Source organism: Acinetobacter sp. MD2(2019) (assembly GCF_035615615.1).
Classification (GTDB): Bacteria; Pseudomonadota; Gammaproteobacteria; order Pseudomonadales; family Moraxellaceae; genus Acinetobacter.
This window is the reverse complement of sequence record NZ_VTDU01000063.1, coordinates 1-1,057: the sequence shown is the minus strand read 5'-3', so window position 1 is coordinate 1,057 and position 1,057 is coordinate 1. Positions and strand designations below refer to the sequence as shown.

The following is a 1,057-nucleotide window of genomic DNA, read 5'->3' as shown; positions in this document are numbered from 1 at the left end:
CCTGATGCTTTTCAAGTTTGATCCATAGATCTAGAGTGGTTCTTGCGATCTTAAAAATGATACAAGTTTTAGATTTATTCTGGCATTCTTTGTAGTAGTTCAGAGCTTTGTGGCGAAGATCATTGGAATATGGCTTAGGCATAACAGTAGCTAGTAGGTTTTTTGTAGTGTAGCAAACTTTATATTTTTAGCTATATAGCTAGATTAAAAAAGGTTACTACATTTCATTGAATGCTATATCTAAAGCTTCGATAACATTTTTATGTTTTTGACTGACAATATTTCTGACTTTTCTTTTTAAAACCGACCATGCTTTTTCAATTGGATTAAAATCAGGGCTATAAGTGGGTAAATACATGAGTCTGGCACTGTATTGAGTAGCCAATTCATCAATTTCTTTACCTTTGTGAATCGAAGCGTTGTCTAAAATTAATAGGTACTTTTGGTACTGACCACTTTTATCTTTAGGTAAACCTTTGAGCAAATATTCAAGCCATCCAGCAAAAGTGCTGCGATTACATGAACCCTGAAAGATGAAGGGGGCAATGAATTTAAAAGCTGCATTTGAGCAAACAGCACTGATCATACTTAATCTAGTTCCATGTCCACCTGATTTTATTGCATGACAACGTTTTCCTTTCTCAGACCAACCATAATCTGCAACTTCATTGCTATTTATGCCAGATTCATCAATATATAAAATATGTTCTTCACCATATTGCTGTTTCCATTGTGGGAGAAACCATTGGAATACTGCCCGTCCTATTTTGCAGGATTGTCTATAGAGAAAACTCTTTTTTTATGACTCCACCCCAGCTTTTTTAAAGCAAATAAGATATTTGCATAGCTGACGCAATAACCAAATGTTTGTTCAAATAATGGCACTAGATCTTTAGCCTGTGAAAATGCTGTTGTTTCAACAAAGCTTTTGAACGCTTGTAAGTCTTTAATTTTATAGGGTCGACCTGCTTTGTCTGGATGAGGTCTATTTGCATTGCCCTGATGCTTTTCAAGTTTGATCCATAGATCTAGAGTGGTTCTTGCGATCTTAAAAATG

General features: G+C 35.1%; 3 protein-coding genes. All 3 read right to left on the bottom strand.

Features of this window, described 5'->3' with window-relative positions:
- A partial coding sequence (locus I2F62_RS13065; protein WP_324627406.1) for an IS630 transposase-related protein occupies positions 1 to 142 on the bottom strand: 142 nt, incomplete at its 3' end.
- 75 nt (positions 143 to 217) lie between these two features.
- Positions 218 to 766 (bottom strand): IS630 family transposase, encoded by a 549-nt coding sequence (locus I2F62_RS13060; RefSeq protein WP_324627416.1) that lies wholly within the window; start codon positions 764 to 766, stop codon positions 218 to 220.
- Positions 763 to 1,056: a helix-turn-helix domain-containing protein gene (locus I2F62_RS13055; protein WP_324627415.1), complete on the bottom strand. Its 294-nt coding sequence runs from the start codon at positions 1,054 to 1,056 to the stop codon at positions 763 to 765. Before I2F62_RS13055 ends, I2F62_RS13060 begins: the two co-directional genes overlap by 4 nt.
- Position 1,057 lies beyond the last annotated feature (1 nt).